Origin of the sequence: Pandoraea pulmonicola, assembly GCF_000815105.2 — a bacterium.
Taxonomy (GTDB): Bacteria; Pseudomonadota; Gammaproteobacteria; order Burkholderiales; family Burkholderiaceae; genus Pandoraea; species Pandoraea pulmonicola.
On record NZ_CP010310.2, the window covers coordinates 2,178,900 to 2,205,167 of the forward strand.

The following is a 26,268-nucleotide window of genomic DNA, read 5'->3' on the forward strand; positions in this document are numbered from 1 at the left end:
AAAGCCGGTCGTGAGACCGGCTTTTTTTGCTCAACTGCCTTGCGGCAGCGAGAGCTTACTTGCTGGCAGCAGCTTCAGCAGCCGAAGCAGCGGCGTCGGCAGCAGCACCAACAGCCGAAGCGGCCGTGTCAGCAGCAGCGCTGACAGCCGAAGCAGCCGACTCAGCGGCAGCGCCAGCAGCCGAAGCGGCGTCCGAAGCAGCCGTAGCGGCCGAAGCGGCAGCGTCAGCAGCCGGAGCGGCGGCTTCTTCCTTCTTGCCGCAGGCGGTCAGGGCGATAGCCAACAACGAAGCGACGAGGAGAGACTTCTTCATGATCACGTCCTTTTATGGTAGAAGACAAGCGAATGAATATTAGTTACGGTAATACGCTCTTGCCAGCGCAAAGCCGATTGCGAGACATTGGCAATTAAGGATTACCCTTGGTCATGCAAGCTGCTTGGCGAGAAATTATATTGGGTTTTCCCCAACGCGTCACGTCAAACTCGCGCAATTACCCCGCTTTTTTCCTTACGGTGCGCAACTTTCGCACCGGCATCGGGTCAGGCCCGATCAGCAGCCACCCCGAAGCATACCAATCGTACAGAATTTCAACGATTTCTTGGTCTTTTTGCCCGAAATTCGCACATTCCACCGCATTCAGTCGACGTTGATCGGCAAGACTCCGGATCGTGGAGCGCGCATTGACGGGGACTTCGAGCGGCTCGCCATTGGCGAAGTATCGGTTGCGTCGATACAACAATTGCGTCTTCGGCGAGAGCGCCAGACCGTTGCTGGCTGCCAAACGCGCGAATTTCGAGAGCGAGACAGGGCTGTCTGGTGCCTCGAAAAATACGTGCGACTTGGGCTCGCTCAGCCAGCGGCCAAGGAAATCCTCCACTTCCTTCTGTCCCCAGCGGACCTTCTCCAACTGTGAGACCAGCGTACCGATCATGGCGTCGGGCAGCGATGCGGGGTGTTTGACGGCTGTCTGGCCGGGATCGGCGTATCGTCCAGCGAAATGGCGGGCGAATGGCAACGCCGCTGCGTTTTCGGCGAGGTAGTACAGGAAGTTCTGGAGCATCTCCTGTTCGAGTGGCGCGCGAAAGCCGATCGAGTACGTCATGCATTCGCCCTCGGCCACGCCATCGTGCGCGTAGCCGGGCGGCAGATACAGCATGTCGCCCGGTTCCAGCACCCACTCCTGCTCGGCTTCGAAGTGCTTGAGGATGCGCAGCGGCACACCCTCGAGCCAGGTCGTGTCGCGTTGCGGACCGATGCGCCAGCGACGCTTGCCGTGCGCCTGGAGCAGAAAGACGTCGTAGGAGTCGAGATGCGGCCCCACGCCGCCGCCATCGGTGGCGTAGCTGATCATCACGTCATCGAGACGGGCGTCGGGAACGAAGCGAAACTGCTGCATGAGGGCGTCGACCGCGGGCGCGTGAAGATTCACGCCCTGGACGAGCAGCGTCCATTGCTTGCGACTGAGCGGCGGCAGATCGTCGGCGTCGAACGGACCGTGTTCGAGTTGCCAGCGCTTGCGAGTGTGGCTGATGAGGCGTGACTCGACGTCGTCCTGCGCGGCGAGCGCAAACAGCGCTTCGCGCGAGAGCGGTGCGGTGAAGCCGGGGATCGCTTGCCGGATCAGCAGCGGGCGCTTGTGCCAGTAGCGCTTCATGAAAGCGTCGGGCGCGAGGCCGCCGAGCAGGGGCGAAGGGGTGCGGGATGTCGTCATGCTAAATCGCTGCGCGAAGCGTTACGATGTGTTGAAAGGGACCGATGGCCGCGCGTTGCGCCATCCAGAGACAGCCGCTGGCCGACGCCCGCCGATGGCGCGCAACGTCGCGACCGGATCGCTGTCATACGGCTACGCGTATAATGCGGGCTGTTTTTCGGAGAGTTTGATGAAAATCGAAAAGAATACCGTCGTCTCGGTGACTTACAAGTTGTCGGACGCTCAGGGCAACCTGATCGAGGAAAGCGGCGCCGAGCCGATGGTTTATCTGCACGGCGGCTATGATGGCACGTTCCCCAAGATCGAGGAAGCGCTCGATGGCCAGGACGTGGGCTTTGAGACGCATCTGCAGTTGGAACCGTCGGACGCCTTCGGCGACTATGATCCCGAACTGGTGAAGATGGAAGAGCGCAGCCGTTTCCCGGATCCGCTCGAAGTCGGCATGCAGTTCGAGGGCACGCCGGAGGATGGCGACGAAGAGTCCGACACGCTGATCTATACGGTGACGGACGTCGCCGACGACAAGGTCGTGCTCGACGGCAACCATCCGCTCGCGGGCATGGCGCTGCGTTTCGAGCTGAAGGTGTCCGACGTGCGTCCCGCAACGGACGAGGAAATCGAGCATCAGCATGCGCACGGCGCGTCGGGTCTCGAGATCGTCGACGAAGGCGAGGACGAAGACGAAGGCGAAGACGACGCCCCCACGCTGCACTGACGCGATGACGTCGTGCCGTCGTCATGCCTGGCCATGACGACGGTCGACGCACACCGCGCGAAGAGATTCAGGACAAACGCCGGGCCGGCGCATTGCGTGATTGCGATGCGTCCGGCCCGGCGCTTGTTTTTTGTGTGCGACGATGTCTGTGCTTCGTGGTCGACGTCTGCCCGCGCCGGTGCGATGCATCGCCTTGCGGCGGGCGATGGTGCTCAACCGCCGCGCGTGTTGGCCCGGGAGCCGGCGTTCGGTGTGAGCGTTGGCGTCAGCGATGGACCGATGGGCATGACACCCTGGTTGGGATCGGAGCTGGCGGCGTTGGCCGCGGGACCCGACGACGGATAGAGCGCGGAGTAGGGCGTGCCGCCCAGCGTGGGTAGCGCGGCACCGCTGGTAGCCCGGGAAGGTTCCGGATTTGCGATGTTGCTGCTCGCGGGCGCGGGAGCGCGCTGGCTCGCAGATGCCGCCGTGCTGTTCGGCGGCAGCGTGACGCTCTCGAAATGAAACAATTGCGACGTGCGCGGATCGACGCGCACTCGCACCCATCGATCGACGTTCGGCGCCCCGAACGTGCTCAGTTGCGTGAACGACTTCACGTTCGTGCCGTGGACGTCGCGCAGCGGTTGCCCGTGCCGCATCGACTTGCCGCTGTCGATGAGCAGGATCTGACCTTTGAAGCGGCTCGCGAGTCGTTGCAGGTGCGCGCGGAAATCCTTGTAGCCGTCCACGCCGTGCCGTCCGCCGCGATCCGAAAAGAGGCTCCCCAGTCCGCCGCCGCGCGCCGGTTCGAACTCCGGATCGGCCTGCGCGACGATGACCATGCCGATGGCGTCTTTCTGTTGCGCGTAGACGAGCGCGTGCTGCAGCCAGACACGCGTGGCGACGATGCGGTCTTCGTACTCGCCGTTGCGCCCGCCCGCCGAGCGGTAATTATTGTTGTTGCCGGGCAGATTCAGGCCGACGAACACCACGCCGCGATAGAACCACCGCACGTTCTCGTGATACTGCCGGAAGCGCGCCATGTCGCTCTGGCGCGTGAGGTCGAACTGCGCGTAGCCCACCGGCCCGGGGCCAAGCAGCGCGTCGTCGTCGAATGCGTGATCGCGCAGGAAGTCGAGACGTTCCACCGGATTGAAGCCGCCGGCGTTGGCGTGCTGGCAGTTGGCCCAGTCGTTGGCGCCCGGCACGTAGATGAGCGGCTTGGGCGAGCTGGCGAAGAGGCTCAGCCGCTGCCCGATCAGTTCGTCGCGGCACGACTCGGTCGCGCTCTTGAGATTGCCCGCGTGCACGACGAACACGGCAGGGCTGTCGCCGATGTTCGCGAGCACATTGCGCACGACGGGCACTTCGGTATTGGCGAAAGGGGTATCGCCGAGCACGGCGAATTCGAACGGCGGTAGCTTCGCGGACGCGCTGGCCGCCGGCGTTGCCGAAGCTTTGGCCGGCACCTTCGCCGGCACTTTCACCGATATCTTCGCTGACACCTTCGCCGGCACGTCCACGGTATTCGTCACCTCACCTTGCGCTGCCGCGACTGCGGGGAGTCCGCCAAGTGCGAACGCCGCCCCGAACGCGAACGCCGCGACATACGTCCGGCATCGCGCGCATACGAGCGAGCGGACATGCGCGCGACGAGGGCCAGGGCTCGGCATGGCGCGCCTGCGTCAGCCGTTGGCCCGGCCGTCGATCAGGCCGCGCAGTTCGTACAGCAGGTCGAGTGCCTCGCGCGGACGAAGATCGTCCGGATTGATTTGCGCCAGTCGTGCCAGTGCCGCCTGCGCGGCCGGATCGACAGAGGCCTGCGTGGAGTCGTCGCCCGCACCATGCGGCAGTGCGGCGCCATCCGCCATGTCATCGAATTCGCCGGTCTCCGCAGGTGCGCGCGGCGCAAACAGATCGAGCTGCGGCGCGGCGGGGTCGAGCGCCTGCTGTTCGAGCAACGCGAGATGCTTGCGGGCGGCGCGAATGACCGGCATCGGCACGCCGGCCAGTTGCGCGACCTGCAGCCCGTAACTCTGGCTCGCCGGGCCGTCCTGTACGGCGTGCAGGAAGACGATGCCTTCGCCATGCTCCACGGCCGAGAGATGGACGTTCGCGCATTGCGGGAACTCGTCGGGCAGCTGCGTCAGCTCGAAGTAGTGCGTTGCGAACAGCGTGTAGCAGCGGTTGTGGCCAAGCAGGTGGCGCGCAATCGCCCAGGCGAGCGCGAGTCCGTCGAAAGTCGACGTGCCGCGCCCGATCTCGTCCATCAGCACGAGGCTCTGGTCGGTGGCGGTGTGCAGAATCGCGGCGGACTCGGTCATCTCGACCATGAACGTCGAGCGTCCGCCGGCGAGATCGTCGGAGGCGCCGATACGCGTGAAGATCGCGTCGAGCGGCCCGAGCCGGACCGCCTCGGCCGGCACGTAGCAACCGACATAGGCGAGCAGCGCGATGAGCGCGGTCTGGCGCATGAACGTCGATTTACCGCCCATGTTCGGGCCGGTGATGAGCAGCAGTCGGCGCGCGTCGCCGAGCGAGCAGTCATTGGCGATGAAGCGCTCGACCTGTTGTTCGACGACCGGATGGCGACCCTGACGAATATCGACCACGCGTTCAGCCACCAGCTCGGGCTTGACCCAGCCCAACGTCTCCGCGCGTTCGGCGAGCGCGGCGAGCACGTCGAGTTGCGCAAGCGCCTGGGCAATGCGCTTGAATTCGCCGATGTGCGGCAGCAAGGCCTGCAGCAGGGCTTCGTAGAGCATCTTCTCGCGCGCGAGCGAGCGCTCCTGCGCGGACAGCGCCTTGTCCTCGAACGTCTTCAGTTCCGGCGTGATGTAGCGCTCGGCGTTCTTGAGCGTCTGGCGGCGGCGATAGTCGTCGGGCACCTTGTCGGTCTGGCCGCGCGTGACTTCGATATAGAAGCCGTGAACCTTGTTGAACTCGACGCGCAGATTGTTGATGCCGGTGCGCTCGCGCTCGCGCGTCTCCAGATCGACGAGGAACTGGCCGCAGTTCTCCGAGATGTCGCGCAACTCGTCGAGCTCGGCATCGTGACCGCGTGCAATGACGCCGCCGTCGCGCAGCATGGCCGCCGGCTCCTCGGCAATGGCGCTGGTGAGCAGGGCGAGCGCGGCGTCGGGAATCGCCAGATCCTCATGCAGCATGGCGAGCAACGGCGAGCGCGCTTCGACGGCGCGCAGCGTCGTATGCAGTTCCGGCAGGCGGCGCAGCGCATCGCGCAGGCTCGACAGATCGCGCGGGCGTGCGCTCAGCAGCGCCAGGCGCGCCGTAATGCGCTCGACGTCCGCGACATGGCGCAGTTCGCTATTGAGCGCGCGCCACGTGCCGGCGCCTTCGAGCAGGGTGGCGATCGCCAACTGGCGCGACTGCGGCACCTGCTGATCGCGCATCGGATGATGCAGCCAATGCCGCATGAGGCGGCTGCCCATGGTGGTGCCGCAGGTGTCGAGCAGCGAGAGCAGCGTTGGCGACTCGGTGCCGCGCAGCGTCTCGGTCAGCTCGAGATTGCGGCGCGTCGCGGCATCGAGCCCGATATAGGCCGCTTCCCGCTCCACGTTCAGATTTTGCACATGACGCAGCGACTGACCTTGTGTTGCCGCTGCGTATTGCAGCAATGCGCCCGCCGCGCCCAGTGCGGGATTCAGGCCGTCGCAGCCGAACGCGGTGAGGCTCGCCACGCCGAGCTGATCGCGCAGCCGCTGCGTGCCGGCGGCGGTGTCGAAGTGCCAGTCCGGCACACGCGTTGCGGAGCCCAGCGCAAAACCGGCGAACGCTTCGGCGGCGCTGTCGGGCAGCAGCGTCTCGGCCGGGCGGATGCGCTCCAGTTCGCGCGACAGCTTCTCGGCGGGCACTTCCATCAGGCGCAACTCGCCGCTGGCGAGCGAGAGCCACGCCAATCCGGCAAGTCGCTCGCTGGCGCGCCGCGCCGGGTGGATCTGCACCGCGAGCAGGTATTGGTCGAGCTTGTCGTTGAGCAGGGCGGCGTCGGTGAGCGTGCCGGGCGTGACGATGCGCACGACCTTGCGCTCGACCGGGCCCTTGGAGGTCGCGGGGTCGCCGATCTGTTCGCAGATGGCCGCGGACTCGCCGAGCTTCACCAGCTTGCCGAGATACTGCTCGACCGCGTGATGCGGCACGCCCGCCATGCGGATCGGCTGGCCGCCGGACTGGCCGCGCGCGGTGAGCGTCAGGTCGAGCAGACGGGCGGCCTTGACGGCGTCGTCGTGGAACAGCTCATAGAAGTCTCCCATCCGATAGAAGACGAGCATGTTCGGGTGCTCGGCCTTGATGCGCATGTATTGCTGCATCATCGGCGTCATCGGTGGCGTGTTGGCGGCCGGGGCAGGGGTAGCTTGGACTGGTGTGCTCGTCATGAAATGAATCGGTTCGGCGAATCGGGGCGCGCGGCACGGAATCCGCGCGGCGGTGCGGTGGCCAGGAAGCCCATGTGGCGTCCCGTCGGCGAACCTGCCGTGCGCGGTGTCGTGGCGCGTTGGATGCGCAATTTTACGACGGGTTCGGCGCGCGCCGTGATTCAGCGTGCCGGCGTGTGACTCGGCGGCGTGCGGAGATGTGACGCGAGGGAGGCGAATTTTCCTCAAGTTTCCCGGAAATGTGCCGTTTCGGGTGTTAAGCTCTCGCAAAAATAACCAAAAGCATTACAAGCTCCTCTCGCACGGGTCGGTATGGTGAAGTCGTTGAAGGGACGGGTCGCAGCCACCACGGCGCTCGTCTCGATGATATTGATTGCCGGTGTGGCCGTTGGCATCGAGTTTTTCGTCTACGGGGAGCTGCGCAACTCGATGCAGGCCCAGCTCGACAATCAGGTCAAACTGGTCGCCGATCAGCTCGACGACAAACTGCGTGCGAAGTTTGTCGCGCTGCATCGCATGGCCCGCCACATCGGCAAGCCGGAAACCCTGACGGTGGCGCAATTCGACGCGTTCGCCAACGCGTCGGTGTCGATGCCGGAGACCTTCAACACGATCTTCGTCGCCGCGCCCGACGGGCGCGTGCTCTACGACTCGACGTTTCCCACGACACCGCTGAACGTTGCCGACCGCGACTATTTTCGCCAGTTGCTCGCCGGTGCGCCGCAAGCGGCGTCTGGACTGCTTGCGGGCAAGATCACGCGCTCACCGGGCGTGGTGCTGGCGGTACCCGTCACCGACGCAAGCGGACGCGTGATTGCCGTGATCGGCGGCGCGATCAATCTGTTGCGCCAGAACTTCATCGTCGACCTAGCGAGCAATGCCGTGGGCGAGACGGGCCGCTACTGTCTGGTCACGAACGAAAAGCCTGCGCGCTACGTGATCCAGGCCGATGTCTCGAAGATCCTCTCGCCCGTGGACAACGAACACACGCTATGCGGCGTGCGCGACCATGGTTCGAACGACATCTTGCACATGCACCCGCTCGTGGCCCGCGCGACGATGGGCACCACCGGCTGGTCGGTGGTGGCCGTGCTGCCCGGGACGGAAGCATTCGATCCGCTCGCGCGTGTGCGTCGTCGCGTGGTGATACTGGCGATCGTCGCCATCGGCGTCGCGGCGTTCGTCATGTGGTGGGTGGCGCGCTTCATGCTCCGTCCGCTCGACACGCTGCGCAGCCTCGTCGAGCGCAGTGCCGGCGACATGCGTGCGGTGCAATCGTTGCCCGTACAGCGGGCCGACGAGATCGGCGCGCTGGCAAACGCGTTCCGCACGATGATGGAGCAGTTGGGCGATCGCACCGAGGCGCTCGAGATGTCGCGCGAGGCGGCGCGCGCCAATGTGCGTCGCATGCAGGAGATCGCCGACCGCGTGCCGTATCTCGTGGCGTTTCTCGACGGCGACGAGCGCTTCGCCTTCGTGAACCGGGCCTGCGAAGTGCGGTTTCGGCGGCCGAGGGATCGCATCATCGGTGTTGCCGCGCGTGAACTGCTCGGTCCTTCGCTCTATCGGGAATTCGCGCCTCATCTGGCGCGCGCGTTCGCCGGCGAGGCCGCCACGTTCGTCTGGGATTTCGGCGAGGACGCCGCCTATCGATGCTTTGAGACGAGTTACCAACCGGAATGGGCGACGCATAACGTGCTCGCGGGGGTGCACGTGTTCGTGCGCGACATCACGGTGGAGCGCTCGAACGAGCGGCGCTGGCGGCGCGAGTCGCACACCGATCATCTGACCGGGCTGCTCAACCGCAAGGGGTTCGATCAGGCGCTGAACGGTGCTGTGCGTCGGGCGCGCGAAGGGGCGGGCGCGCAGGCGCTGCTGTTCGTCGATCTCGATCGCTTCAAGGTCGTCAACGATACCTGGGGTCATGCATTGGGCGACGAACTGCTGCGGCGCCTCGCCAAGCGTCTCGTGACCAGCGCGCCGGAGGGCTGCGCGATCGCTCGCTTCGGCGGCGACGAGTTTGCCGTGATCATGCGCGACGTGGACGATGTGCTCGACGTCGAGCGTACGGCGGTGGCGATTCTGGAGGCCGCTTCGCGTCCGATGGTGCTCTCCGTCGGCGAAGTCTCGGTGGGGGCCTGTGTGGGCGTGGCGATCGTGGCGAGCGGTGAAGACAAGACCCCCGACATGGTATTCGAGGCGGCGGACCGGGCGCTCTACGACGCCAAGCACGGTGGACGCGGACTTTTCGTGGTGAGCGACGGCGCATCGATACGTTCGCTGTGAGCGGGTGCTCACCGGGTGGCCGCGATGTCGTCATGCACCCGCGTGCGTTCGGCGCGATGGCGATACTCGCTCATTAGCCGCAAGCAATCGGAAGCTGTATTGCGATGAGCTTCGCGGTAGTTACGAACGCATGTTGTCTGTCGCACAATGGGCGACGCCACCCGTTCGCGACCGGGCTTCGCTCACGGGCGAGGGCGTGGGAAGGTCTTCTCAGAGGAGGTGGGCATGAAACTCCAAGGCGGACGAAGCCGGGCGGTATCGCGGGCGGCTTCCGACGCAGAGTGGCGCGAAGCAGGCGCGCGCCGTGAGCCGCCGCGGGCATCGCATCGGGCGCCGCGTATGCGGCGAGACCCCGAAGCACGCAAGGACGAGCCGAGACATCACAGTCTGTCGGTTCGCGAAAACGAAGTGTTCCACATGCTGGTCGACGGCCTCGCCGTCAATGAGGTCGCTCACGCGCTGCACCTGAGCGAACGCACGATTGCATCGCACGTTGCAAATATCCTGCACAAGCTCGCGCTCGGCGATAGTGCGGAACTCATCGGCTACGCCGTGCGGCACGGGCTGGTCGACGAAGGGGCGGAAGACGTCGTCTGAACCGCCTCGTCCATTTGAGCGCATGGCGGCGCTGGCTCGCATGATGCGGCCTGCGCCATCCGCGACCCACCCGGCGCGTCGTGTGAGATCCCTGACGATCGCACGCGGCGCGCCCGCACCTTCCGGCCTTCCACCCGACATCTCTCCCGACCCCCAACCGCGCGCCGGAACGTTTCGCACCCTCTTCGTCGGTTCTCGATTTCCCTTTGTTCCGCGACCGTCGCCTGAAGTGCAGGGCCGGGCCGCGGCGATGCCTCGCGACGTACCGCCGCGCGAGACGTCTTGCCGTGCCTGGCGCTCGCAGGTAAACGTCTCGATTAAATGGCATTGCGCGCGCCGGGCGTGTCAACGTCCAACGCAATTGCGCCATCGGTGATAACGTACCGGCTCGACATCATTTTCATGGGAAGCGTGAGTCGTGCTGCGTGCGGTTCCGCCCACGCAATGGCGACGCGTTCATCCCGACCCGACATCACGGGCGGCCGGCGACGACCGGACCGCTCGACAGCACACGAGGACAGAAACGATGAAGGCCATCGAGATCACCCAGTACGGCGCACCGGAAGTGCTCAAGCTTACCGAGCGTCCGCGTCCCGAACTCAAGCCGGGCGAAGTGCTCATCAAGGTCGCGGCGGCAGGGGTGAACCGGCCCGACGTGCTTCAGCGCATCGGTCAGTACCCCGTGCCGCCGGGCGCGTCCGACTTGCCGGGCCTCGAGGTGGCGGGCGAGATCGTGGAAGGGGCGCTCGACGGCGCGGACAATCGCTGGGGCCTGACGATCGGCTCGCGTGTGTGCGCGCTCGTGCAGGGTGGCGGCTACGCCGAATACTGCGCCGCGCCCCTCGCGCAGTGCCTGCCGGTGCCGGAAGGACTGTCGGACGTGGAGGCGGCCTCGCTGCCGGAGACGTTCTTCACTGTGTGGAGCAACGTGTTCGACCGCGCCCATCTCGGTGAGACCGAGACCGGCGAGAAGGAGACGCTGCTGGTGCAGGGGGGCACGAGCGGCATCGGCGTGACCGCCATTCAGCTCGGCGTGGCGCTCGGCCATCGCGTGTTCGCGACCGCGGGCTCGGACGAGAAGGCGCGGGCGTGCGAGGAACTGGGCGCCGAGCGCGGCATCAACTACAAGACCGAGGACTTCGTCGCCGTGACGAAGGCGCTCACCAACGATCGCGGCGTGGACGTGGTGCTCGACATGGTCGGGGGCGACTATCTGCCGCGCGAAGTGCAGGCGCTGGCGTTCGACGGCCGCATCGCCATCATCGCGCTGCTCGGCGGCAGCAAGGCCACGCTCGACATGGGCGCGCTGCTGCGCCGCCGGCTGACGGTCACGGGCTCGACGCTGCGTCCGCGCTCGGTGGCCTTCAAGGCCGCGATCGCCCGCAAGCTCGTGGACAACGTCTGGCCGCTTTTCGCTGCCGGCAAGATCCGTCCCGTCATTTATCAGACGTTCCCGGCCGAACAAGCGGACAAAGCCCATGCGCTGATGGAAACGAGCACGCACGTCGGCAAGATCGTGCTGACCTGGTAAGCACGCGCTCGCCGGTTCGTGACGGCAATCCGCGCGAAAGTCCCATTTCGCGCGGTTTTTCGCGCTGCGATGCCGGCGAAATTGACCCCCATGCCCCGGACGCACTAGAATGAGAGGTTTTTCGTCCATACGCATCGGGGGATAAGGCGTGACAACTGGTACCGCAGCTTCGGCTCGCACCATCAGCCGCAAGGCTGGCAAGCTCGTCGTGGGCAATTGGAAACTGCATGGCAGCCTGGCCGGCAACGAAGCGTTGTTGGGCGATCTGCTGGCCTCGCCGGTGCTGAGCGCGCCGGGTGTCACGGCGGCGGTGTGCGTGCCGTTCCCCTATCTTGCGCAGTGCCAGGCTCGTCTTTCGGGGCAGGTGCTCGGTTTTGGCGCGCAGGACGTCTCGGCGCAAGTGAGCGGTGCCTTCACCGGTGAAGTCGCTGCGCCGATGATCGCCGAATTCGGCGCGCGGTTCGTGATCGTGGGGCACTCGGAGCGTCGTACCTATCACGGTGAGACGGACGCCGGCGTGGCCGCCAAGACGGTGCGCGTGCTCGAAGCGGGTATGACGCCGATCGTCTGCGTGGGCGAAACGCTCGCCGAGCGCGAGGCAGGCAACACGAAGGCAGTGGTGACGCGCCAGTTCGAAGCCGTGCTCGCAGCGCTGACGGCGGAGCAGGCCGCGCAGATCGTCGTGGCCTACGAGCCGGTCTGGGCGATCGGCACGGGCAAGACGGCAACGTCGGCCGAGGCGCAGGAAGTGCATGCGCATCTGCGCTCGCTGCTGCGCGCGAAGGGCGAGGCGGTCGCGGACGTGGCGGTGTTGTACGGTGGCAGTGTGAAGCCGGACAATGCGGCCGAATTGTTTTCGATGCAAGACGTCGACGGCGGTCTGATCGGCGGTGCGGCGTTGAAGGCAGTCGATTTTCTGGCGATTTGCGAGGCGGGTCTGCCGCGCTGACGCCAATGCCGCGCATGAGGCCATGAGGCGGCATGAAATGTCATGATGCGGTGCATCAAAATGCACTGCAAATCGGGTTCTTCTATACGGGTGATGAGATGGGGTTGTTGAAAACGTTGTTGATCGTGGTGCAGGTGCTTTCCGCGCTGGGCATCATCGGTCTGGTGTTGCTGCAGCATGGCAAGGGTGCCGACATGGGCGCTGCATTCGGTAGCGGTTCGTCGGGTAGTCTCTTCGGCGCATCGGGCTCGGCCAACTTCCTCTCGCGCACCACGGCAGTACTCGCCGCCGTGTTCTTCGTGACCACGCTGGGCTTGACGTACCTGGGTTCCTACAAGCCGAAAGCAAATATCGGTGTCCTTGGTAATTTGCCTGCCGCAACGGCGCCGGTCGCCGCTTCGGCCGCGGCTGCATCGGGTGTGCCGGCGCCGGCTTCGGTAGCGAATCCGCAGGACGTGCCGAAGTAATCGATCGCGTCGCGACAACGCTGCGGCAGCGTGGTCGTGACAAGTAATAAGCTGTAAATAAAATCGAAAAAAATTCGATTTGTGCGTTGAACAAAATGCCGAAGAGCGCTAATATAGCGGTCTTGAAGCGATTCGTAAGTGACAGCGGATTGCAGAATATGAATGCCGACGTGGTGAAATTGGTAGACACGCTATCTTGAGGGGGTAGTGGCGAAAGCTGTGCGAGTTCGAGTCTCGCCGTCGGCACCACAGTTCTCCGATGCCAGCCTTGCGTTTATGCTTTGGCTGGCATTTTATTTTGTGCTCACCGTTCATCCGCTTTCCGGTCCCCACACCATCGACGAGAGCGGTTCTTGAACTAACCGAAAGAGGGTAGAGTTGAACCTCGGAACCTATTATCCCGTCCTGCTGTTTCTTCTGGTAGGTGGCGGTCTTGGGGCGGTACTGATTGGGGTCGGCAAATTCCTCGGCCCCAACAAACCCGACAGCGAAAAACTCTCTCCGTACGAGTGCGGCTTCGAGGCATTCGAAGACGCGCGCATGAAGTTCGATGTGCGCTACTATCTCGTCGCCATCCTTTTCATCCTGTTCGATCTCGAAACGGCATTCCTGTTTCCGTGGGGCGTCGCCCTGCGCGATATCGGCTGGGTGGGCTTTATCTCCATGATGGGTTTCCTGCTTGAGCTGCTGGTCGGTTTCGTTTTCCTGTGGAAGCGCGGTGCGCTCGACTGGGAATAAGGCCGGCAACGTAATCGGCAGCATTGCAGAAGGATTCAGGGTAAGCATATGAGCATCGAAGGGGTTTTGCGCGAAGGGTTCGTCACCACCACGGCTGACAAACTCATCAACTGGACGCGCACGGGTTCGCTGTGGCCGATGACGTTCGGCCTGGCCTGCTGTGCCGTCGAAATGATGCACGCGGGCGCGGCGCGTTACGATCTGGACCGGTTTGGCGTGGTGTTCCGCCCGAGCCCGCGCCAGTCGGACGTGATGATCGTGGCAGGCACGCTGTGCAACAAGATGGCGCCCGCGCTGCGCAAGGTCTACGACCAGATGGCCGAGCCGCGCTGGGTGATCTCGATGGGGTCGTGCGCGAACGGCGGCGGCTACTATCACTACTCCTACTCGGTGGTGCGCGGTTGCGATCGCATCGTGCCGGTCGACGTCTACGTGCCGGGCTGCCCGCCGACGGCCGAGGCGCTCGTCTACGGCATCATCCAGTTGCAGTCGAAGATCAAGCGGACTGCGACGATCGCGCGCAAATAACCGCTACCGCCCATGTCCAAACTAGAACAACTCAAGACCACCCTGCAGAACGTGCTCGGCACCCGCGCCGAGCAGTTGGTGGAAGCCCTTGGCGAGCTCACGCTGACCGTCAAGGCGAGCGACTATCTCGAAGTGGCGCGCACGCTGCGCGACCATCCCGAGTTGAAGTTCGAACAACTGATGGACGTTGCCGGCCTGGACTATTCGGCCTACGGCGACGGCATCTACGACGGCCCGCGTTACGCCGCCGTCTCGCACCTGCTCTCGCTCTCCCACAACTGGCGTCTTCGCGTGCGCGTGTTCGCACCGAATGACGATCTGCCGGTCGTGGCGTCGCTGATCGACGTGTGGAGTTCGGCCAACTGGTTCGAGCGCGAGGCGTTCGACCTCGTCGGTATCGTGTTCGAAGGCCATCCGGATCTGCGCCGCATTCTGACGGACTACGGTTTCATCGGTCACCCGTTCCGCAAGGACTTCCCGACCTCCGGCTATGTCGAGATGCGTTACGACCCGGAGCAGAAGCGGGTGATCTATCAGCCGGTGACGATCGAGCCGCGCGAAATCACGCCGCGCGTCATTCGTGAAGAACATTACGCCGGTCTGAAACATTAAGGTGGCCTTGTGGCAGACATCAAGAACTACACCCTGAACTTCGGTCCGCAGCACCCGGCAGCGCACGGCGTGCTGCGCCTGGTGCTCGAGCTGGACGGCGAAGTGATCCAGCGCGCCGACCCGCACATTGGCCTGTTGCACCGTGCGACCGAGAAACTCGCCGAATCGAAGACGTATCTGCAGTCCGTGCCGTACATGGATCGTCTCGATTATGTGTCGATGATGTGCAACGAGCACGCATACGTCATGGCGATCGAGAAGCTGCTCGGCGTTGACGTGCCAATTCGCGCACAATACATCCGTGTGATGTTCGACGAAATCACGCGGGTGCTCAATCACCTGATGTGGATCGGCTCGCACGCGCTGGACGTGGGCGCGATGGCCGTGTTCCTGTACGCCTTCCGCGAGCGCGAAGATCTCTTCGACGTATACGAAGCCGTGTCGGGCGCGCGTATGCATGCGGCGTACTACCGTCCGGGCGGCGTGTATCGCGACCTGCCGGACACGATGCCGAAATATCGTGCGTCGAAGATCCACAACGAACGTGCGATCAAGAAGATGAACGAGGCACGCGAAGGCTCGCTGCTCGACTTCATCGAGGATTTCGCCAATCGCTTTCCGAAGTGTGTCGACGAGTACGAAACGCTGCTCACCGACAACCGCATCTGGAAGCAGCGTCTGGTGGGCATCGGCGTGGTGTCGCCCGAGCGTGCGATGCAGCTCGGCTTCTCCGGCGCGATGCTGCGCGGTTCGGGCATTGCATGGGATCTGCGCAAGAAGCAGCCGTACGAAGTGTACGACCGCCTCGACTTCGAGATCCCGGTGGGTAAGGAAGGCGACTGCTACGACCGTTACCTGGTGCGCGTGGAAGAAATGCGCCAGTCGGCCAGCCTGATCCGCCAGTGCGTGAAGTGGCTGCGCGCCAACCCGGGTCCGGTGATCACGGACAACCACAAGGTGGCGCCGCCGTCGCGTGTTGAAATGAAGTCGAACATGGAAGAGCTGATTCACCACTTCAAGCTCTTCACCGAAGGCTTCCATGTGCCCGCCGGCGAGACGTACGCGGCTGTCGAGCATCCGAAGGGCGAGTTCGGCATCTATCTGGTGTCGGACGGTGCCAACAAGCCGTACCGCTTGAAGATTCGTGCGCCGGGCTTTGCCCACTTGGCGGCGCTCGATGAGATGGCCAGGGGACACATGATTGCAGACGCTGTGGCGATCATCGGTACCCAGGACATCGTGTTCGGCGAAATCGATCGCTAAACGCGCAGCGGGCGCCTCGGGCGCCCGCAGGTTTTAATTCGGCAAGGTTTCGCAGGTCGATGCCATTGCCGTTCCAGTTGCCGTGCCTGTGAGTCGCGGGCGGCCGAGAATCTCGGCTCGCCCGCGCTGGCACGAGCGGGGATAACGTTTTAGAAAACAGTCGGATCGGAAATGCTTTCTCCCGAAGCCCTGAAGAAAATCGACCGTGCCGTTGCCAAATACCCTGCCGACCAAAAACAGTCGGCGGTGATGCACGCGCTTGCCGTTGCGCAGGTCGAGAAAGGCTGGTTGTCGCCCGAAGTCATGCAATTCGTGGCGGACTACCTCGAGATGCCCGCGGTCGCGGTGCAAGAGGTGGCAACCTTCTACACCATGTTCAACACGAGCCCCGTGGGCAAGTTCAAGTTGACCGTGTGCACGAACCTGCCTTGCCAGCTCACGCGTGGCGAAGAAATGGCGAAGTACCTGAAGGAGAAGCTGGGTGTCGAGTATGGCGACATCACGCCTGACGGTCTCTTCACCGTGAAGGAAGGCGAATGCATGGGCGCCTGTGGCGACGCACCGGTCATGCTGGTGAACAACCACCGCATGTGCGGCTTCATGAACGAAGAGAAGGTCGACGCCCTGCTCGAAGAGCTCAAGGCCAAGGGCGCTGCCGGAGAGAAAGCATGACGTCGCTGCATAACCGTCACATCAAGCCGCTGATCCTCGCCGACCTCGATGGCGATAACTGGCACCTCGAAGATTACGTCAAACGTGGTGGCTATCAGCAACTCGCCCGTATCCTGAAGGAAGGCATCACGCCGGAGCAGGTCATTGCCGACGTCAAGGCGTCGGGCCTGCGTGGCCGCGGAGGTGCGGGCTTCCCGACCGGTCTGAAGTGGAGCTTCATGCCGCGCGCGTTCCCGGGGCAGAAGTACCTCGTGTGCAACTCGGACGAGGGCGAGCCCGGCACATTCAAGGATCGCGACATCCTTCGCTACAATCCGCACGCGCTGATCGAAGGCATGGCCATCGGCGGTTACGCCATGGGCATCACCGTCGGCTACAACTACATCCACGGCGAAATCTACGAAGTGTACGAACGCTTCGAAGAGGCCCTGGAAGAGGCGCGCGCCGCCGGCTATCTGGGCGACAACATTCTCGGCACGGACTTCTCGTTCCAGCTGCACGCCCACCATGGCTATGGCGCGTACATCTGCGGCGAGGAAACGGCGCTGCTCGAGTCGCTCGAAGGCAAGAAGGGGCAGCCGCGCTTCAAGCCGCCGTTCCCGGCGAGCTTCGGTCTGTACGGCAAGCCGACGACCATCAACAACACCGAGACGTTCGCTGCCGTCCCGTTCCTGCTCGCGGCCGGTCCGCAGCAGTACCTCGAGATGGGCAAGCCGAACAACGGCGGCACCAAGATCTTCTCGGTGTCGGGCGACGTCGAGTTGCCGGGCAACTACGAAGTGCCGCTGGGCACGCCGTTCCCGGAACTGCTCGAGCTCGCCGGCGGCATGCGTGGCGGCAAGAAGCTCAAGGCCGTGATTCCGGGCGGCTCGTCGGCGCCGGTCGTGCCGGCCGGGCTGATGATGGAAACCACCATGGACTACGACAGCATCGCCAAGGCCGGCTCGATGCTGGGTTCGGGCGCCGTGATCGTGATGGACGAGACGCGCTGCATGGTGCGCTCGCTGCTGCGCCTGTCGTACTTCTACTACGAGGAATCGTGCGGTCAGTGCACGCCGTGCCGCGAAGGCACGGGCTGGCTGTGGCGCGTGGTCAACCGTATCGAGCACGGCCAGGGCCGCCAGGAAGATCTGGACCTGCTCAACTCGGTGGCCGAGAACATCATGGGCCGTACCATTTGCGCGCTGGGCGACGCCGCAGCGATGCCGGTGCGCGGCATGCTCAAACACTTCTGGGACGAGTTCGCCTACCACGTCGAGCACAAGCATTGCTTGGTCGGCGCTCACTAATCCCTTTTGACGCTTGGCATTGAACCGCTATGGTTGAAATCGAAATTGACGGCCAAAAGGTCGAGGTGCCCGAAGGCAGCATGGTGATCCAGGCTGCCAAGAAGAACGGCACCTACATTCCCCACTTCTGTTACCACAAGAAGCTGTCCATCGCGGCGAACTGCCGCATGTGCCTGGTCGAGGTCGAGAAGGCCCCGAAGGCCGTGCCGGCATGCGCCACGCCCGTGGCCAACGGCATGGTCGTGCGCACGAACTCCGAGAAGGCTGTGAAGGCGCAGCAATCGGTGATGGAGTTCCTGCTGATCAACCACCCGCTCGACTGCCCGATCTGCGATCAGGGGGGGGAGTGCCAACTGCAGGATCTGGCCGTCGGTTACGGCAAGTCGGCATCGCGCTATCAGGAAGAGAAGCGCGTGGTGTTCCACAAGAACGTGGGCCCGCTCATCTCGATGGAAGAGATGTCGCGCTGCATTCACTGCACCCGCTGCGTGCGCTTCGGTCAGGAAGTGGCCGGCGTCATGGAATTCGGCATGCTGGGGCGTGGCGAGCACTCGGAAATCACGTCGTTCGTCGGCAAGACGGTCGACTCCGAACTCTCGGGCAACATGATCGACCTGTGCCCGGTCGGTGCACTCACGTCGAAGCCGTTCCGTTACAGCGCCCGTACGTGGGAGCTGTCGCGCCGCAAGTCGGTGAGCCCTCACGACGGCGTGGGCGCGAACCTCGTGGTGCAAGTGAAGAACAACAAGGTCATGCGCGTCGTGCCGCTCGAGAACGAAGCGGTCAACGAATGCTGGATCTCGGACAAGGACCGTTTCTCGTACGAAGGTCTGAACAGCGACGAGCGCCTCACCAAGCCGATGCTCAAGCAGGGCGGCGAATGGCATGAAGTCGACTGGCAGACGGCCCTCGAGTACATCGGTCATGGCCTGACGGACATCATCCGCGATCACGGCGCCGACGCCGTCGCCGCACTGGCGTCGCCGCACGCCACCGTCGAAGAACTGCACCTGCTGCAGAAGTTCGTGCGCGCGCTCGGCAGCGACAACGTCGACTTCCGTCTGCGTCAGACGGACGTGTCGGGCGGCACGCAAGGCGCGCCGTGGCTCGGCATGCCGATCGCCGAACTCGATACGCTGCAAGGCGCGCTGGTCGTCGGCTCGTTCCTGCGCAAGGATCATCCGCTGTTCGCCTCGCGTCTGCGCTCGGCCGTGAAGGCCGGCGCTCAGCTCAACGTGCTGCACGGCGCGGACGACGATCTGCTGGTGAAGCTCGCCAACAAGATCATCGCGGCGCCGAGCGCCTGGGTGAGCGAGCTGGCCGGCATCGCCGTGGCTGCGGCCGCAGTGAAGGGCGTTGCCGCTCCGGCGGAACTCGCTGGCGTGAATGCCAGCGATGCGGCCAAGGCCATCGCGGCCTCGCTCGCGAGCGGCGAGCGTCGCGCCATCCTGCTGGGCAACGCCGTGGTGCAGCACCCGCAGTTCGCGCAACTGCACGCCATCGCGCAAGTGATCGCCGACATCACCGGCGCCAAGCTGGGTTTCCTCACCGAAGGCGCCAACACCGTCGGCGGCCATGCCGTGAAGGCCACCAACGCGAAGGGCGCCGCCGCACTGTTCGCGCAACCGCGTCAGGCCTACCTGCTGCTCAACACCGAGCCGGAATACGATTCGGCCGATGCGAAGCAAGCCCTCACGGCGCTGAACGCCGCGAAGATGGTCGTCTCGCTCTCGCCGTTCAAGCACGGCCTCGAGTACGCCGACGTGCTGCTGCCGATCGCGCCGTTTACCGAAACGGCCGGTACGTTCGTCAACGCCGAAGGCCTGCCGCAACACTTCAACGGTGTGGTGCGTGCGCTGGGCGAAACGCGTCCGGGCTGGAAGGTGCTGCGCGTGCTGGGCAACCTGCTCAAGCTGCAGGGCTTCGAACAGGACACGGCCGAGCAGGTGCGCGACGAAGCGCTCGCCGGTTTCTCGGCCGCATCGCTCGACAACCGCGCCAAGGCCGCGCTGACGGCCCCGAAGGCCGCAGGGCAGGGGCTGGAGCGTCTGGCCGATGTGCCGATCTATGCCGCCGACTCGCTGGTGCGCCGTGCGCCGTCGCTGCAACTGACCAACGATGCCAAGGCCGCGCTGCGCGCCACGCTGCCGGCCGCGCTGTTCGACAGCCTGGGCCTGGCCGCCGGCGACGCCGTGCGCGTGCGCCAGGGCGATGCCGTGGTCACGCTGCCGGCCGTGCGCTCGGAAACGCTGCCAGCCAATGTGGTGCGCGTACCGGCGGCCACGCCGGCATCCGCCGCGCTTGGCGCGATGTTCGGTGAAATTTCGGTGGAGAAGGCGTAAATGAGCCTGAACGAAGTCATCAATCAATACGGCACGCAACTGCTGGGCGTGGCCTGGCCGACGGTGTGGGCGCTCGTGCGCATTCTTGTCGTGGCCGTGATTCTGCTGCTGTGCGTGGCGTATCTGATTCTGTGGGAGCGCAAGCTCATCGGCTGGATGCACGTGCGTCTCGGTCCGAACCGCGTGGGTCCGGCGGGTCTGCTCCAGCCGATCGCCGACGTGCTCAAGCTTCTGCTCAAGGAAGTCATTACGCCGACGCAGGTCAGCAAGGGCATTTACGCCATCGCTCCGGTGATGGCCGTGCTGCCGGCCTTCGCCATCTGGGCGGTGATCCCGTTCCAGCCGGGCGCGGTGCTCGCCGACGTGAACGCCGGTCTGCTGTATGCCATCGCGATTTCGTCGATCGGCGTGTACGGCGTGATTCTGGCCGGTTGGGCGTCGAACTCGAAGTACGCTTTCCTCGGCGCCATGCGCGCGTCGGCCCAGATGATTTCGTATGAAATCGCCATGGGCTTCGCGCTCGTGACCGTGCTGATGACGGCCGGCTCGCTGAACCTGTCGGATATCGTGCGCTCGCAGGAGGCCGGCATGTTCGCCGGCATGGGCCTGAACCTGCTGTCGTGGAACTGGCTGCCGCTGCTGCCGATGTTCGTCGTCTACTTCGTGTCGGGCATTGCGGAAACGAACCGCCACCCGTTCGACGTGGTGGAAGGCGAATCGGAAATCGTGGCCGGTCACATGATCGAGTATTCGGGGATGGGCTTCGCGCTCTTCTTCCTGGCCGAGTACATCAACATGATCATCATCTCGGCGCTGGCCTCGGTGCTGTTCCTGGGTGGCTGGAGTGCGCCGTTCGGCTTCCTGTCGTTCATCCCGGGCGTGTTCTGGCTCGCGTTCAAGGTGTTCCTGCTGCTGTCGGTGTTCATCTGGGTGCGTGCGACGTTCCCGCGCTACCGCTACGACCAGATCATGCGTCTGGGCTGGAAGGTGTTCCTGCCGCTGACGATCGTCTGGGTGATCGTGGTGGGTGTCTGGATCATGTCCCCCTGGAACATCTGGGGCTGAGGCGAACGGAGTAGAGGAATCCCATGGTAAGGGCAATCAAAGACTTTTTCGGCAGTTTCCTGTTGTTGGAACTGCTCAAGGGCATGGCGCTCACGGGGCGCTACACGTTCGCGCGCAAGGTGACGGTGCAGTTCCCGGAAGAGAAGACGCCGCTGTCGCCGCGTTTTCGCGGACTGCACGCACTGCGTCGCTATCCGAACGGTGAGGAGCGCTGCATCGCGTGCAAGCTGTGCGAAGCCGTGTGCCCGGCAATGGCCATCACGATCGAATCGGACGTGCGTGAGGACAATACGCGCCGCACCACGCGTTACGACATCGATCTGACCAAGTGCATTTTCTGCGGCTTCTGTGAAGAAAGCTGCCCGGTGGACTCGATCGTCGAGACGCACATTCTCGAGTATCACGGCGAGAAGCGTGGCGATCTGTACTTCACCAAGGAGATGTTGCTCGCGGTGGGCGATCGTTACGAAAACGAAATCGCGGCGGCCAAGGCGGCCGATGCGCCGTACCGTTAAGCAGGGCAGGGCGCAGCCCATCGACGACTGCACCCGGTACGGCAATTGACGTTGGCTAATTCTCGCGACACCCGGTGATTATGGAATTCACAACCTTTCTTTTCTACGTGTTTGCGCTGATCCTCGTGGTCTCCGGCCTGAAGGTCGTGACCTCGCGCAACCCCGTACAGTCGGCACTGTTCCTGGTGCTGGCCTTCTTCAACGCCGCGGCGATCTGGATGCTGCTCGAGGCCGAGTTCCTCGCCATCATGCTGGTGCTCGTCTACGTCGGCGCGGTGATGGTGCTGTTCCTGTTCGTGGTGATGATGATCGACATCAACCTCGACGAACTGCGGCGCGGTTTCGGCAAGTTCATTCCGCTGGCGAGTGCCGTCGGCGCGATCATGATCGTCGAGGCGGCGCTGGTGCTCATGCGCGGCTACGGTGCCACGCGCTCGCCGGTCAAGGCCGTGTCGGCCCCGGACGTGCCGAACACCAAGGCGCTCGGTATCGCGCTGTACACCGACTATATCTTTGCCTTCGAAGTGGCAGGTCTGATCCTGCTGGTCGCCGTCGTGGCCGCCATTGCGCTCACGATGCGTACCCGTAAGGATCACAAACAGACCGACCCGAACAAGCAGGTGCGCGTGAAGAAGCGCGACCGCGTGCGTCTGGTGTCGATGCCCGCCGAAGCCCGGCAGCAGTCCACCGGCACCGATGCGCCGGCGGCGGAATAAGGAGACAGCATGATCTCGTTGTCGCTAGCGCATTATCTGGTGTTGGGCGCGATCCTGTTCGCGATCAGCATTACCGGTATCTTCCTCAACCGCAGAAATGTGATTGTGCTGCTCATGGCCATCGAGCTGATGTTGCTCGCGGTCAATCTGAACTTCGTCGCGTTCTCGCATTACCTGGGTGACATTGCCGGCCAGGTATTCGTGTTCTTCATTCTTACGGTGGCCGCCGCGGAAGCCGCGATCGGTCTGGCCATTCTGGTCACCCTGTTCCGTAAGCTCGAAACGGTCAACGTCGAAGATCTCGACCGCCTCAAGGGTTAACAAAAGCGAACGCTGTTATGGCATCCACACTGAATCCAAACCTGCTGCTCGCGATTCCGCTCGCGCCGCTCGTCGGCTCCGTGATCGCCGGCCTGTTCGGCAAGCAAGTCGGACGCGCGGGCGCCCACACGGTCACGATCCTTGGCGTGCTGGTCGCATTTGTACTGTCGGTCATGACCTTCATGGACGTGATGAACGGGGCGAGCTTCAACGCCACGGTCTATGAATGGGCCCGCATCGGCGAGCTCAAGCTCGAGATCGGCTTCCTCGTCGACACGCTCACCGTCACGATGATGTGCGTGGTGACGTCCGTCTCGCTGATGGTGCACATCTACACCATCGGCTACATGGCGGAAGATCCCGGCTACCAGCGCTTCTTCTCGTACATCTCGCTGTTCACGTTCTCGATGTTGATGCTCGTGATGAGCAACAACTTCCTGCAACTGTTCTTCGGCTGGGAAGCGGTGGGCCTGGTTTCGTACCTGCTGATCGGTTTCTGGTACACGCGTCCGACCGCGATCTACGCCAACATGAAGGCGTTCCTGGTCAACCGCGTGGGCGACTTCGGCTTCCTGCTCGGCATCGGCCTGATCCTGGCCTTCACCGGCACGCTGAACTACGGCGAAGTGTTCGCCAAGGCGAACGACGTCGCGGCCCTGTCGTTCCCGGGCACCGACTGGCGTCTGATCACCGTGGCCTGCATCTGCCTGTTCATCGGCGCGATGGGTAAGTCGGCGCAGTTCCCGCTGCACGTGTGGCTGCCGGACTCGATGGAAGGCCCGACCCCGATCTCGGCACTGATCCACGCGGCCACGATGGTGACCGCCGGCATCTTCATGGTGAGCCGCATGTCGCCGCTGTTCGAGCTGTCGGACACCGCACTGTCGTTCATCACGATCATCGGTGCGATCACGGCGCTGTTCATGGGCTTCCTGGGCATGATCCAGAACGACATCAAGCGTGTCGTGGCCTACTCGACGCTTTCGCAGCTCGGCTACATGACGGTGGCGCTCGGCGTGTCGGCCTATCCGGTCGCCATCTTCCACCTGATGACGCACGCGTTCTTCAAGGCGCTGCTGTTCCTCGGCGCAGGTTCGGTGATCATCGGCATGCATCACGATCAGGACATGCGCAACATGGGCGGCCTGTGGAAGTACATGCCGATCACCTGGATCACGTCGCTGCTCGGTTCGCTCGCGCTGATCGGCACGCCGTTCTTCTCGGGCTTCTACTCGAAGGATTCGATCATCGAAGCCGTGGCCGCCTCGCATCTGCCGGGTTCGGGCTTCGCGTACTTCGCCGTGGTCGCCAGCGTGTTCGTCACCGCGTTCTACTCGTTCCGCATGTACTTCCTGGTCTTCCACGGCAAGGAGCGCTTCGGTCAGGCGCATGCGCACCACGACCATGAGACGCACCACGAGGAAGACGAGGAGACGCACGATCACCACCATGGTCTGGCCCCGGGTCAGAAGCCGCACGAGTCGCCGGCCGTCGTGACGATTCCGCTGATTCTGCTGGCGATTCCGTCGGTGATCATCGGCGCCATTGCGATCGCCCCGATGCTCTTCGGCGAGTTCTTCAAGCAGGGCGTGGCGTTCAAGGACGTGATCTTCATCGGTGAAAACCACCCGGCGATGGAAGAGCTCGGTCACGAGTTCCACGGCTGGGTCGCGATGGCGCTGCATTCGTTCGGCACGCTGCCGATCGCACTGTCGGCCCTGGGGATCGTGCTGGCGGCGTTCTTCTACCTGAAGCGTCCGGACATTCCGGCCGCGCTGGCCAAGCAGTTCTCGGGCATCTACAAGCTGCTCGACAACAAGTACTACATGGACAAGATCAACGAAGTGGTCTTCGCCAAGGGCGCGCTCAAGATCGGTCGCGGCCTGTGGAAGGCCGGTGACCAGGGCCTGATCGACGGTGCTGTCGTGAATGGCAGCGCCCGTCTGGTGGGCTGGTTCGCCGGTGTCATCCGCTTCGTGCAATCCGGTTACATCTATCACTACGCGTTCGCCATGATCCTCGGCATGCTCGGGCTCCTGACGCTGTTTGTGACGTTGAACGGCAAGTAACAGGGGGAGCCAATAATAATGCAATCGCTACCGCTTCTGAGTCTGGCCATCTGGCTGCCCATCCTGTCGGGGATCGTCGTCCTCGCGGTGGGGAACGACCGCAACCCGGGCGGCGCACGCGTGCTGTCGCTCATCGGTTCGCTCGCGAGCTTTCTGGTCACGCTGCCGCTGATCTCGAACTTCAACGCCAATACGGCGGCGTTCCAGTTCGTCGAGAAATCGAGCTGGATCGAGCGCTTCCACATCAACTACTTCCTGGGCATCGACGGCATCTCGCTGTGGCTGGTGGTGCTCACGGCGCTCATCACGGTGATCGTGGTGATCGCCGGCTGGGAAGTGATCACGGAGCGTGTCGCGCAGTACATGGCGGCCTTCCTGATTCTCTCGGGTCTGATGATCGGCGTGTTCTCGGCGCAGGACGGCCTGCTGTTCTACGTGTTCTTCGAAGCCACGCTGATCCCGATGTACCTGATCATCGGCGTGTGGGGCGGCCCGAACCGTGTGTACGCGGCGTTCAAGTTCTTCCTGTACACGCTGCTCGGCTCGCTGCTCATGCTCGTCGCGCTGATCTATCTGTACAACGAGACGGGTTCGTTCACGCTGACCGACTGGTACGCGGCGAAACTGCCGATGGACGTGCAGATCCTGCTGTTCGTGGCGTTCTTCATGGCGTTTGCCGTGAAGGTGCCGATGTGGCCGGTGCACACCTGGCTGCCGGACGCCCACGTGGAAGCCCCGACGGGCGGCTCCGTGGTGCTGGCCGCGATCATGCTGAAGCTGGGCGCCTACGGTTTCCTGCGCTTCTCGCTGCCGATCGCGCCGGACGCCAGTCATTACCTGTCGGGCTTCATGGTCGCGCTCGCGCTGATCGCCATCGTCTACATCGGCCTCGTGGCCCTGGTGCAGACGGACATGAAGAAGCTGGTGGCGTACTCGTCGATCGCTCACATGGGTTTCGCCATCCTCGGCTTCTTCATGTTCAGCGAAATCGGCATGCAGGGCGCGATGGTGCAGATGATCTCGCACGGTTTCGTCTCGGGCGCCATGTTCCTGTGTATCGGCGTGCTGTATGACCGCATGCACTCGCGCAACATCGCCGACTACGGCGGTGTAGTGAACACCATGCCGAAGTTCGCCGCGTTCCTGATGCTGTTCGCCATGGCCAACAGCGGTCTGCCGGCAACGTCGGGCTTCGTGGGTGAATTCCTGGTGATCCTGGGTGCCGTGAAGCTGAACTTCTGGGTGGGTCTGCTGGCGGCAACGTCGCTGATCACCGGCGCGGCCTACTCGCTGTGGATGTACAAGCGCGTGATCTTCGGCGCCATCGCCAACGACCATGTGCGCGAGTTGATCGACATCAACAGGCGCGAGTTCTTCATGCTGGCGGTGCTGGCGGCCCTCACGCTGTTCATGGGTATCTATCCGAAGCCTTTCACGGACCTGATGCACACCTCCGTGGTTAACCTCCTCGCCCACGTGGCGCAGACCAAGCTGCCATAATCGGG

At 63.8% G+C, this 26,268-nt stretch carries 23 protein-coding genes and 1 tRNA gene; 20 read left to right on the forward strand and 4 right to left on the reverse strand.

The genetic code is table 11. The features are described 5' to 3' along the window. Positions 1-55: 55 nt before the first annotated feature. Positions 56-313 carry a hypothetical protein gene (locus RO07_RS25880; RefSeq protein ID WP_039410183.1) on the reverse strand — a complete coding sequence of 86 codons (258 nt, stop codon included), beginning with the start codon at positions 311-313 and terminating at the stop codon, positions 56-58. 178 nt (positions 314-491) lie between these two features. Then, entirely contained in the window at positions 492-1,712 is a 1,221-nt protein-coding gene (locus RO07_RS09560) for a cupin domain-containing protein (protein ID WP_039410186.1), read from the reverse strand. Between the two features lie 169 nt (positions 1,713-1,881). Here RO07_RS09560 and RO07_RS09565 point away from each other — a divergent pair, with 169 nt between their 5' ends. After that, positions 1,882-2,427: an FKBP-type peptidyl-prolyl cis-trans isomerase gene (locus RO07_RS09565; protein ID WP_039414910.1), complete on the forward strand. Its 546-nt coding sequence runs from the start codon at positions 1,882-1,884 to the stop codon at positions 2,425-2,427. Positions 2,428-2,639: 212 nt separating this feature from the next. On the opposite strand, the gene RO07_RS09570 is transcribed toward RO07_RS09565, so the two are convergent. After that, positions 2,640-3,941 carry a RodZ family helix-turn-helix domain-containing protein gene (locus tag RO07_RS09570; RefSeq protein WP_052267167.1) on the reverse strand — a complete coding sequence of 434 codons (1,302 nt, stop codon included), beginning with the start codon at positions 3,939-3,941 and terminating at the stop codon, positions 2,640-2,642. Between the two features lie 150 nt (positions 3,942-4,091). After that, on the reverse strand, positions 4,092-6,803 hold the full coding sequence (gene mutS, locus RO07_RS09575; protein ID WP_072637007.1) for a DNA mismatch repair protein MutS: 2,712 nt from the start codon (positions 6,801-6,803) through the stop codon (positions 4,092-4,094). A 312-nt stretch (positions 6,804-7,115) separates the two neighbouring features. On the opposite strand from mutS, the gene RO07_RS09580 reads away from it, so the two are divergent. The 19 genes from RO07_RS09580 to RO07_RS09670 all read left to right on the forward strand — a co-directional run bounded on the left by RO07_RS09580 (position 7,116) and on the right by RO07_RS09670 (position 26,263). After that, positions 7,116-9,089, forward strand: a complete 1,974-nt coding sequence (locus tag RO07_RS09580; protein WP_052267168.1) for a diguanylate cyclase domain-containing protein — start codon at positions 7,116-7,118, stop codon at positions 9,087-9,089. A gap of 339 nt (positions 9,090-9,428) precedes the next feature. After that, positions 9,429-9,686, forward strand: coding sequence for a response regulator transcription factor (locus RO07_RS26290; protein WP_052267169.1), 258 nt, complete (start codon positions 9,429-9,431; stop codon positions 9,684-9,686). A 526-nt stretch (positions 9,687-10,212) separates the two neighbouring features. Then, positions 10,213-11,217, forward strand: coding sequence for an NAD(P)H-quinone oxidoreductase (locus RO07_RS09590; RefSeq protein ID WP_039410191.1), 1,005 nt, complete (start codon positions 10,213-10,215; stop codon positions 11,215-11,217). A 181-nt stretch (positions 11,218-11,398) separates the two neighbouring features. Further along, positions 11,399-12,166, forward strand: a complete 768-nt coding sequence (gene tpiA, locus RO07_RS09595; RefSeq protein ID WP_039414923.1) for a triose-phosphate isomerase — start codon at positions 11,399-11,401, stop codon at positions 12,164-12,166. A gap of 98 nt (positions 12,167-12,264) precedes the next feature. Further along, positions 12,265-12,633 carry a preprotein translocase subunit SecG gene (gene secG, locus RO07_RS09600; protein ID WP_039414926.1) on the forward strand — a complete coding sequence of 123 codons (369 nt, stop codon included), beginning with the start codon at positions 12,265-12,267 and terminating at the stop codon, positions 12,631-12,633. Positions 12,634-12,797: 164 nt separating this feature from the next. Continuing rightward, a tRNA-Leu gene (locus RO07_RS09605) sits at positions 12,798-12,882 on the forward strand. A 129-nt stretch (positions 12,883-13,011) separates the two neighbouring features. Beyond that, positions 13,012-13,371 (forward strand): NADH-quinone oxidoreductase subunit A, encoded by a 360-nt coding sequence (locus RO07_RS09610; protein WP_010807414.1) that lies wholly within the window; start codon positions 13,012-13,014, stop codon positions 13,369-13,371. 48 nt (positions 13,372-13,419) lie between these two features. Next, positions 13,420-13,899 carry a NuoB/complex I 20 kDa subunit family protein gene (locus RO07_RS09615; RefSeq protein ID WP_010807413.1) on the forward strand — a complete coding sequence of 160 codons (480 nt, stop codon included), beginning with the start codon at positions 13,420-13,422 and terminating at the stop codon, positions 13,897-13,899. A 12-nt stretch (positions 13,900-13,911) separates the two neighbouring features. Continuing rightward, the gene (locus RO07_RS09620) at positions 13,912-14,511 is read left to right on the forward strand and encodes an NADH-quinone oxidoreductase subunit C (protein WP_039410196.1); all 600 of its coding nucleotides are present in this window, start codon (positions 13,912-13,914) and stop codon (positions 14,509-14,511) included. Between the two features lie 9 nt (positions 14,512-14,520). Next, on the forward strand, positions 14,521-15,774 hold the full coding sequence (locus tag RO07_RS09625; RefSeq protein WP_039410199.1) for an NADH-quinone oxidoreductase subunit D: 1,254 nt from the start codon (positions 14,521-14,523) through the stop codon (positions 15,772-15,774). A 171-nt stretch (positions 15,775-15,945) separates the two neighbouring features. Beyond that, the gene (gene nuoE / locus RO07_RS09630) at positions 15,946-16,446 is read left to right on the forward strand and encodes an NADH-quinone oxidoreductase subunit NuoE (protein ID WP_039410200.1); all 501 of its coding nucleotides are present in this window, start codon (positions 15,946-15,948) and stop codon (positions 16,444-16,446) included. Beyond that, entirely contained in the window at positions 16,443-17,735 is a 1,293-nt protein-coding gene (gene nuoF, locus RO07_RS09635) for an NADH-quinone oxidoreductase subunit NuoF (protein ID WP_039410202.1), read from the forward strand. The genes nuoE and nuoF overlap by 4 nt, the downstream gene beginning before the upstream one ends. Positions 17,736-17,764: 29 nt before the next feature. Next, positions 17,765-20,077 carry an NADH-quinone oxidoreductase subunit NuoG gene (gene nuoG / locus RO07_RS09640; protein ID WP_039410205.1) on the forward strand — a complete coding sequence of 771 codons (2,313 nt, stop codon included), beginning with the start codon at positions 17,765-17,767 and terminating at the stop codon, positions 20,075-20,077. After that, positions 20,078-21,142: an NADH-quinone oxidoreductase subunit NuoH gene (gene nuoH, locus RO07_RS09645; RefSeq protein WP_039410208.1), complete on the forward strand. Its 1,065-nt coding sequence runs from the start codon at positions 20,078-20,080 to the stop codon at positions 21,140-21,142. It abuts the gene before it with no gap. 23 nt (positions 21,143-21,165) lie between these two features. After that, entirely contained in the window at positions 21,166-21,657 is a 492-nt protein-coding gene (gene nuoI / locus RO07_RS09650; RefSeq protein ID WP_039399235.1) for an NADH-quinone oxidoreductase subunit NuoI, read from the forward strand. An 80-nt stretch (positions 21,658-21,737) separates the two neighbouring features. After that, complete coding sequence (locus tag RO07_RS09655) at positions 21,738-22,373, forward strand: NADH-quinone oxidoreductase subunit J (RefSeq protein WP_039410211.1); 636 nt, start codon at positions 21,738-21,740, stop codon at positions 22,371-22,373. A gap of 9 nt (positions 22,374-22,382) precedes the next feature. Continuing rightward, positions 22,383-22,694, forward strand: a complete 312-nt coding sequence (nuoK, locus tag RO07_RS09660; RefSeq protein WP_017233022.1) for an NADH-quinone oxidoreductase subunit NuoK — start codon at positions 22,383-22,385, stop codon at positions 22,692-22,694. Positions 22,695-22,711: 17 nt separating this feature from the next. After that, complete coding sequence (gene nuoL, locus RO07_RS09665; protein ID WP_039410216.1) at positions 22,712-24,763, forward strand: NADH-quinone oxidoreductase subunit L; 2,052 nt, start codon at positions 22,712-22,714, stop codon at positions 24,761-24,763. Between the two features lie 18 nt (positions 24,764-24,781). Then, on the forward strand, positions 24,782-26,263 hold the full coding sequence (locus RO07_RS09670) for an NADH-quinone oxidoreductase subunit M (protein WP_039410220.1): 1,482 nt from the start codon (positions 24,782-24,784) through the stop codon (positions 26,261-26,263). Positions 26,264-26,268: the final 5 nt, after the last annotated feature.

Bases quoted from the DNA above. Each gene is read 5' to 3' on its own strand.
- RO07_RS25880 (WP_039410183.1), bottom strand. From the start codon at position 313: ATGAAGAAGTCTCTCCTCGTCGCTTCGTTGTTGGCTATCGCCCTGACC.
- RO07_RS09560 (WP_039410186.1), bottom strand. From the start codon at position 1,712: ATGACGACATCCCGCACCCCTTCGCCCCTGCTCGGCGGCCTCGCGCCC.
- RO07_RS09565 (WP_039414910.1), top strand. From the start codon at position 1,882: ATGAAAATCGAAAAGAATACCGTCGTCTCGGTGACTTACAAGTTGTCG.
- mutS (WP_072637007.1), bottom strand. From the start codon at position 6,803: ATGACGAGCACACCAGTCCAAGCTACCCCTGCCCCGGCCGCCAACACG.
- RO07_RS09580 (WP_052267168.1), top strand. From the start codon at position 7,116: ATGGTGAAGTCGTTGAAGGGACGGGTCGCAGCCACCACGGCGCTCGTC.
- RO07_RS26290 (WP_052267169.1), top strand. From the start codon at position 9,429: ATGCGGCGAGACCCCGAAGCACGCAAGGACGAGCCGAGACATCACAGT.
- RO07_RS09590 (WP_039410191.1), top strand. From the start codon at position 10,213: ATGAAGGCCATCGAGATCACCCAGTACGGCGCACCGGAAGTGCTCAAG.
- secG (WP_039414926.1), top strand. From the start codon at position 12,265: ATGGGGTTGTTGAAAACGTTGTTGATCGTGGTGCAGGTGCTTTCCGCG.
- RO07_RS09615 (WP_010807413.1), top strand. From the start codon at position 13,420: ATGAGCATCGAAGGGGTTTTGCGCGAAGGGTTCGTCACCACCACGGCT.
- RO07_RS09620 (WP_039410196.1), top strand. From the start codon at position 13,912: ATGTCCAAACTAGAACAACTCAAGACCACCCTGCAGAACGTGCTCGGC.
- nuoE (WP_039410200.1), top strand. From the start codon at position 15,946: ATGCTTTCTCCCGAAGCCCTGAAGAAAATCGACCGTGCCGTTGCCAAA.
- nuoF (WP_039410202.1), top strand. From the start codon at position 16,443: ATGACGTCGCTGCATAACCGTCACATCAAGCCGCTGATCCTCGCCGAC.
- nuoG (WP_039410205.1), top strand. From the start codon at position 17,765: ATGGTTGAAATCGAAATTGACGGCCAAAAGGTCGAGGTGCCCGAAGGC.
- nuoH (WP_039410208.1), top strand. From the start codon at position 20,078: ATGAGCCTGAACGAAGTCATCAATCAATACGGCACGCAACTGCTGGGC.
- nuoI (WP_039399235.1), top strand. From the start codon at position 21,166: ATGGTAAGGGCAATCAAAGACTTTTTCGGCAGTTTCCTGTTGTTGGAA.
- RO07_RS09655 (WP_039410211.1), top strand. From the start codon at position 21,738: ATGGAATTCACAACCTTTCTTTTCTACGTGTTTGCGCTGATCCTCGTG.
- nuoK (WP_017233022.1), top strand. From the start codon at position 22,383: ATGATCTCGTTGTCGCTAGCGCATTATCTGGTGTTGGGCGCGATCCTG.
- nuoL (WP_039410216.1), top strand. From the start codon at position 22,712: ATGGCATCCACACTGAATCCAAACCTGCTGCTCGCGATTCCGCTCGCG.
- RO07_RS09670 (WP_039410220.1), top strand. From the start codon at position 24,782: ATGCAATCGCTACCGCTTCTGAGTCTGGCCATCTGGCTGCCCATCCTG.